The sequence below is a fragment of the Lapillicoccus sp. genome (assembly GCF_039935575.1).
GTDB lineage: Bacteria > Actinomycetota > Actinomycetes > Actinomycetales > Dermatophilaceae > Lapillicoccus.
The window spans coordinates 64231-71018 of the sequence record NZ_JBDTKA010000154.1; the positions used below are offsets into that span (position 1 = coordinate 64231).

Genomic DNA, 6788 nt, shown 5'->3' on the forward strand with positions numbered 1-6788 from the left:
CCGGTCCTGCGGCCGCGGACGGATCCGGCCCAAGAGCTCTCGATGTATCCCCAGCAATCTCGATGTATCAGGAGCAGCCCAACACTCTCCGAGCACACTGAGCAACACAATTAGACCTGCGTCGGAGTGTCGCCGCCGCAGACCACCCGATGAGGGAGACCCCACATGCCGTACCTGCGCAGCCCTCGGGACCCCGAGCGTCGCGACGAACCGCGGACCAGGACCACGGTCCCCATCCCGGAGAGTGTGCTCAGTCGTCTCGGTGCCCGTGTCCTGGACCCGGGTCGTGCCGGTCTGGTCGGCGGCCGACCCACCCGGCCCACGGCGTACGTGGCCGACGAGCTGCTCGTCCAGGGAGCGCCATCGGCGATCGACGCCCTGGTCGACGCGGCCTCGGCCACCGGGCACTCCGTCGACCCCCACGCAGCGCGGGCCGATGATGCGTACCTCGGGCAGCTGAGCGATGCAGCGGTGCGCCGGCTCGCACAGGACGTCTGGGTCGCCCGCGTCAAGCTGACCGCCTCTCGCGGACGGGCCACCCCGCCGGACGCCTGGTCGGTGCTCAGGCGCTATCGCGAGAACGTCGGAGGCGACCAGCCGGACTACACGGTCGGCCTCAACCACGTTGTCACCCTGACCGCAGGCTCAGGAGGCGTCGACATCGAGGGTCGTCCGGTCTTCGAAGGACCCGCCCTCGTCGAAGGCAACCCCGTCTTCGAAGGCCCGGCGCTCGTCGGAGGACAGCCAGTGTTCGAGGGACCGTCCTACTTCACAGGGAACCCCGTGTTTGAAGGACCGGGCCAAGGGTTCGGCGCGCTCTCCGGCCGGCAGCCCGTGATTTTCCTGGCCCATCCGCCACGCCCCACGCCTCATCCGGAAATCGGTCGCCGGCCGGTGGTCGCGGTGCTCGACACGGGCCTCGGAGAGCACGACTGGTTCACCGATCCCGAGTTCGCCCAACTGGGCGCCAGCGTCGCCGGGATCCCGATCGGTCTCGGGGAGGGCGTCGAGGACTCGGAGCTGGACGGAATCGTCAACGACCCGCTCCGGGGCACGTTGGACCGGGACTCCGGTCACGGTACCTTCATCGCCGGCATCATCCGGCAGATCTGCCCCGACGCCAAGGTGCTGGCCATCAGGGTGATGCCGAGCGACGGCACCGTCGACGAGCACGACCTCACCGTTGCTCTCAACATGCTGCTTGTCCGGCAGGCACGGGCCCAGACCCTGGGCCTGGCGAACGAGGTCATCGACGTGCTCTCGCTGTCGCTCGGGTATTACCATGAGTCTCCGGACGACGAGAGGTACACCTCGGGTCTTGCGCGCACACTTCGCCAGTTCGGCCGGCTCGGCGTCGCCGTCGTCGCCTCGGCTGGCAACGATGCCACCACGACCAAGATGTTCCCCGCGGGCCTCGCCCCGGTGAAGGGCAGGCATACGGAGTCGAACGTCGTCCCAGTGCTCAGCGTCGGGGCACTCAACCCCAACGGCACCATCTCGATGTTCTCCAACGGTGGCGACTGGATCAGCTGCAACCGTCCCGGCGCCGCCGTGGTGAGCACGCTCCCGCAGACCTTCAACGGGGGGCTGCAGCCGGCTCGTCGGTTCGGTAGTCGCGAGGACGTAGACGGCGACGACTTCGCGGGCGGTTTTGGCATCTGGAGCGGTACCTCGTTCGCCGCACCCGTGCTGGCGGGCGAGCTGGCCCAGTGCCTCGTCTCCAGTGGAAGCCTCGGGCGACTGGACGCCGAAAGTGCGAGAACCAGGGCCTGGGCGGCGATCCACGCCGAGGTGGGATGGGACCGGCCGTGAGCACCCCTGGAGCACCTGCCGAGACCCTGGCCAGCCGGGCGGGCGCCGCCTTCGCGGCGTACCAGCAGGGCGACCGCCATCGCCTCTCCGAGCTCGTCGACCTCGTCACGCCGCTGCTGTGGCACACGGTGCGCGCGCAGCGGGTCTCACACGACCAGGCCGAGGATGTCGTGCAGACCACCTGGCTACGGCTGGTGCATCACGCGGAGACCATCCAGGACCCTCGTGCGGTTCTGGCCTGGCTGATCATCACGGCCAAGCGCGAAAGTTGGAGGGTGGTCAAGGACTCGCGCCGGACCAAGCCGATGCCGGCTGCCGAGGACGCCGACGAAGTCCCCGACCTGACGATGGCCGGCCCGGAGAGCGCGGCTCTCGCTACGGTCGAGGGTCGAGTCCTGTGGCGACACATCGAGTCACTGTCCGAACGATGTCGCAGCCTGCTGCGTGTGGTGGCCTTCTCCGACCGTCCCGACTACGCCACGGTCGCCCAGGCACTGGGGATGCCGATCGGCAGCATCGGTCCTACTCGAGGTCGATGTCTCGCCAAGCTCCGCCTCCTGCTCGACTCCGACCCGCACTGGGGGATCTCATGACCGATCGAGAGCATGACCAGTCCCGCCTCGACGAGCTTGAGCTCGGAGTCGTCGACGACGTCGACGGACGCGCGCTCGCAACCCTGCGCCGGATCTACGAGGTGGGTGACCCCGTCCCGCCCAGCCTGCTCGACCGGGTCAAGTTCGCGATCACGCTCGACGACCTCGAGGCGGAGGTCGCCATGCTCCAGCGAGAATCCCTCCCCGAGCTCGCCGGAGCACGGAGCGACGACCTGCTGCGCGCGCGCACGGTGACCTTCACCAGTGACACCCTCACCACGATGGTCACCATCACCCCGCTCGAGAACGACGGCGTACGCCTCGACGGATGGGCGGCTCCCGGCGCGTTTCTGAATGTGGAGCTGCGCATCGGCGAACAGACGAGGCACGTCACGGCGGACGAAGACGGCCGGTTCGTCTTCGAACACGTGGACCACGGTCTCGCCCAGCTGGTCTTGCGGCAGAATGAGGCCCGTGAGGGTGATCATCCCGTGATCACCCCTGCGATAGAGATCTGACGGAGGCACCACGACGATCGCTGCCCCACTGCTGGCGCAGGTCGAGGAACTGCGACGCGCCGCCCGCGAGGCCAACGGTCGCGGGCGGCCGATCGTCGCTACCCGACTCGTCAACCGAGGGTTGCGCCTGCTGCGGCAGGCACACGTGGCCGGGGGCGACGACACCGAGCGCCAGCGTCTCAAGGCCAGGTTACTCATCACGTATGCGTTCTCAGAGTTCGAGATACACGGTCTCTCCCGCGGTGAGTCCGCGCTCGAGCAGGCGCTCGCTGCGGCCCGGGGATCGCAAAGTCTGGAACCCGTCGCCCTGGTGCATGACCTGCGAGGGCTGTTCCTCGTCCGCAGCGGTCAGATAGATGAGTCGTTGCCGGAGTTCGATGCCGCCATCTCGCTCATCGACCACGTGACGCCCCGCGAGAGCCCGGCGCTCTACCTGAACCGTGGGGCAGTGCACCTGTTCCGTGGCGATCTCTCAGCGGCACGCAACGACCTGCGCCGCTCTGCATCGTCCGCATCCGAGATGGGCCTCAGCCGGCTCGAGTCCAAGGCCCTCCACAACCTCGGTTACGCGGAGTTCCTCGCGGGCAACCTCCCCCTGGCGCTCGACCAGCTGGCTCGGGCCCGTGCGCTGGATGCCGACATGTCGCGGACAGGACAGCTCGACCGCGCCCGTGTCCTCATCGAGGCCGGCCTCCTGCACGAGGCGGAGGAGGTGCTTCGGGAGGCGAGCATCTCGCTGCGCCGAGTCCGCGTGAACCAGGAGCATGCTGAAGTCGAGCTCGCACTGGCCGAATGCGCTCTGCTGCAAGAAGACTGGCTCCGCGCACGGACGCACGCGTCTCGAGCGCGGCGCGAGTTCCGCCGACGGCAGAGCAGTGGCTGGCAGGCCAAGGCGGACGTCACTCGATGGCAGGCCTACCTCAGCGACAAGGGTGGACCGACCCGGGTCGCGCGCGAGATCCGGGCGGCCTCCCTGCTGCCGGACGCCAGCACCTCGGCGCGTGAGGTCTCCCTCATCGCCGCGGAGGCGCACCTCGCGCTCGGGCATGTGGGCGAGGCCGTCGGGCTGTTGAGCCAGGTCAACCGCAGGTCGACGAGCGACCCCCTGAGTAGTCGGCTTCACCAGCACCTGGTACGCGCCGGTGTCGCTCGCGCTGCGGGTGACCTCCCTGCGGCCCGGCGTGAGCTGCGCGGCGGCCTCACCAGGCTCGCTGAGCAGCAGGCCCGTCACCACAGCCTCGACCTGCGGACGGCGATGGCGGTGCACGGGAACCGCCTAGCCGAGCTGGACCTGCGGATGGCGCTCGAGTCCGTCTCCGCTAAAGCCGTTTTCGACTCGCTCGAACGCTGGCGGGCGATGTCGCACCGCCGCACCGCCGTCACGCCGTCCGTCGACCCCGAGCTCGCCGCGCTGGTGTCCAGCCTTCGCCTCGCGGCCGAAGACGTCCGGAACGCAGGTCCGAGCGGCCGTAGTGAGACGCTCCGTCGGCGCCAGCGTGTCCTCGAAAGTCAAGTGCGAGAACGCGAGTGGAGTCTGCAGGGTGAAGGCCGGGCGGAGCGCTCCACCACCTTGACCGCGCTTCGACCAACTCTGGTCGACCGGTCGGCCGACATCGTGGCGTACTTCGTGCTCGACCACCGCCTGGGCGCCGTGGCGGTCGCCGAGGGTCGCACGACGGTCCACACACTCGCGGCCTGGGCGGACGTCGAGTCACTCATGACGCGGATTCGCGCCGACCTGGACGCGCTCGCCGGGAGGTTGTTGCCAGATCCGTTGCGACAGGCTATTACTCAGTCCCTGATGCACGACTTGGTCAAGCTCGACGACGCGTTGCTTCCGGGTGCGCTGGCAGACGTCGACGAGCTCATCGTCATCCCATCCCGAACCTTGGGCGCCGCCCCGTGGAGCCTGCTGCCCCGACGACGCACGCGGCCCACAACGGTGGCCCTGTCAGCGACGGGTTGGCTTCGAGGCATGACATCCCTAGTGACGGCGCCCAAGGTCACCGCGATGGCCGGACCCGGCCTGGTGCTGTCCGGCGCCGAGGTGTCGGCCGTAGCCCAGCAGTGGCGCAACGGCGTGGCGGTGACGTCAGAGCGCGGCAGCGCCGGTGGGCTCGCCGAGGCCATGGTCACCAACGACGTCGTTCACGTCGCCGCCCACGGGTCGCACAACCACGACAACCCGCTCTTCTCGAGCATCCGGCTCGCGGACGGGCCGCTGTACGCATACGACATCCCTGCCGACGGCACCGTGGCGAGCCATGTCGTCCTGTCCGCCTGCGACCTCGGGCTGGTCACCCCGCGACGTGGAGGCGAGGTGCTCGGGCTCACGGCAGCGTTGCTCGGCATCGGTTCGCGATGCGTCGTCAGTGGCGTCTCCCGGATCGACGACCACGTCGCGCTCGAGACCATGGTGCGCTACCACGAGCACCTGGCCGCGGGGCTCGACTCGGCCCGGGCTCTGGCCGCCTCGATCGAGGACGACCTCACTGCTCCGGCCGGGTTCGTGTCGTTCGGATCGCCGTGGCAGACAACGCGCTCGGCGTCGGGCGCACGTCCCTAGATCCAGATCGCCGGGTGCTCGTCGAGCAGCTCCTCCGGGATCAGGCCGGGGACCGGTCGCCGGATCTGAGCGGGTATGCCGACGGCCACCGAGTCAGCCGGGACGTCTTTCGTGACAACGGAGTTCGCGCCGATCTGACTGTCGTCTCCGAGGGTGATGTCGCCGAGGACGCGGGCGCCACTGCCGATGGTCACCCGGTCGCCGACCGTCGGATGCCGCTTCACCTTGGCGAGCGAACGGCCACCGAGGGTGACGTCGTGGTAGAGCATGACGTCGTCACCGACGACGGCGGTCTCTCCGATCACGACGCCCATCCCGTGGTCGATGAAGAGCCGTCGACCGATGGTGGCGCCGGGGTGGATCTCGATGCCGGTACGCGCCCGCGTCCACTGGGACAACAGCCGGGCTGGCAGCCGATAGCTGGGGTTCTCCCACATCTTGTGCGAGACCCGATGTGACCAGACGGCATGCAGGCCAGGGGAGGCGAGGAACGTCTCGAGCCGCGACTGGGCGGCGGGATCGCGCGCCATGGCGGCGTCGACGTCCTCGATCACCGACGCACGCGCGGACGCGATCCGGCGGCCCCATCCCTTGGCGGGCCGCCGGATCGCGCCGGCATACAGGTTCGCGTCAACCACGTCAGTCGACGAGACCCTCGAACAGGATCGTCGACAGGTAGCGCTCCCCGAAGCTGGGGATGATGACCACGATTGTCTTGCCCTCGTTCTCCGGACGCTGCGCCACCTGCACCGCCGCGGCGATGGCGGCACCGGACGAGAGGCCGACGAGCAGGCCCTCCTCGGTGGCCGCGCGGCGGGCCCATTTCACGGAGGTCTCCGCATCGACGTCGATGACCTCGTCGTAGATGCTCGTGTCGAGGATCTCCGGCACGAAGTTAGCCCCGAGGCCCTGGATCTTGTGGGGTCCGGGCTTGCCACCATTGAGGATCGGGGACTCCGCCGGCTCGACGGCGATCATCTGCAGGCCGGGCTTGCGGGCCTTGAGAACCTGACCGACCCCGGTGATGGTGCCACCGGTGCCGATGCCGGCGACGACGATGTCGACCTCGCCGTCGGTGTCCTTCCAGATCTCCTCAGCCGTGGTGGTGCGGTGGATCTCGGGGTTGGCCTCGTTGGCGAACTGACGGGCCAGCACGCCGCCGCGTTCCTTGACAATCTCCTCGGACTTGTCGACCGCGCCTTTCATGCCCGTCGAGGGGTCGGTGAGGACGAGCTCAGCCCCGAACGCCCGCAGCAGCGCACGCCGCTCCTTGGACATCGACTCCGGCATCGTCAGGAC

General features: G+C 69.0%; 6 protein-coding genes. 4 read left to right on the top strand and 2 right to left on the bottom strand.

What is annotated here, in order from left to right; translation table 11 throughout:
* The first annotated feature begins 165 nt into the window (after positions 1-165).
* From ABI385_RS18380 to ABI385_RS18395, 4 genes are all read left to right on the top strand, one after another.
* On the top strand, positions 166-1812 hold the full coding sequence (locus ABI385_RS18380; protein ID WP_348105210.1) for a S8/S53 family peptidase: 1647 nt from the start codon (positions 166-168) through the stop codon (positions 1810-1812).
* Positions 1809-2405 carry a sigma-70 family RNA polymerase sigma factor gene (locus tag ABI385_RS18385; protein WP_348105211.1) on the top strand — a complete coding sequence of 199 codons (597 nt, stop codon included), beginning with the start codon at positions 1809-1811 and terminating at the stop codon, positions 2403-2405. The genes ABI385_RS18380 and ABI385_RS18385 overlap by 4 nt, the downstream gene beginning before the upstream one ends.
* Entirely contained in the window at positions 2402-2923 is a 522-nt protein-coding gene (locus ABI385_RS18390) for a carboxypeptidase regulatory-like domain-containing protein (RefSeq protein WP_348105212.1), read from the top strand. Before ABI385_RS18385 ends, ABI385_RS18390 begins: the two co-directional genes overlap by 4 nt.
* Positions 2924-3068: 145 nt before the next feature.
* On the top strand, positions 3069-5489 hold the full coding sequence (locus ABI385_RS18395) for a CHAT domain-containing protein (protein ID WP_348105213.1): 2421 nt from the start codon (positions 3069-3071) through the stop codon (positions 5487-5489).
* Here ABI385_RS18395 and epsC read toward each other — a convergent pair.
* The gene (gene epsC / locus ABI385_RS18400; RefSeq protein ID WP_407068302.1) at positions 5486-6097 is read right to left on the bottom strand and encodes a serine O-acetyltransferase EpsC; all 612 of its coding nucleotides are present in this window, start codon (positions 6095-6097) and stop codon (positions 5486-5488) included. The two genes, ABI385_RS18395 and epsC, sit on opposite strands and share 4 nt — an antisense overlap.
* A 31-nt stretch (positions 6098-6128) precedes the next feature.
* A partial coding sequence (locus ABI385_RS18405) for a pyridoxal-phosphate dependent enzyme (protein WP_348105214.1) occupies positions 6129-6788 on the bottom strand: 660 nt, incomplete at its 5' end.

What these genes read in the sequence shown, in the direction of transcription:
- ABI385_RS18380 (WP_348105210.1), top strand. Translation starts at nt 166, where the DNA reads ATGCCGTACCTGCGCAGCCCTCGGGACCCCGAGCGTCGCGACGAACCG.
- ABI385_RS18390 (WP_348105212.1), top strand. Translation starts at nt 2,402, where the DNA reads ATGACCGATCGAGAGCATGACCAGTCCCGCCTCGACGAGCTTGAGCTC.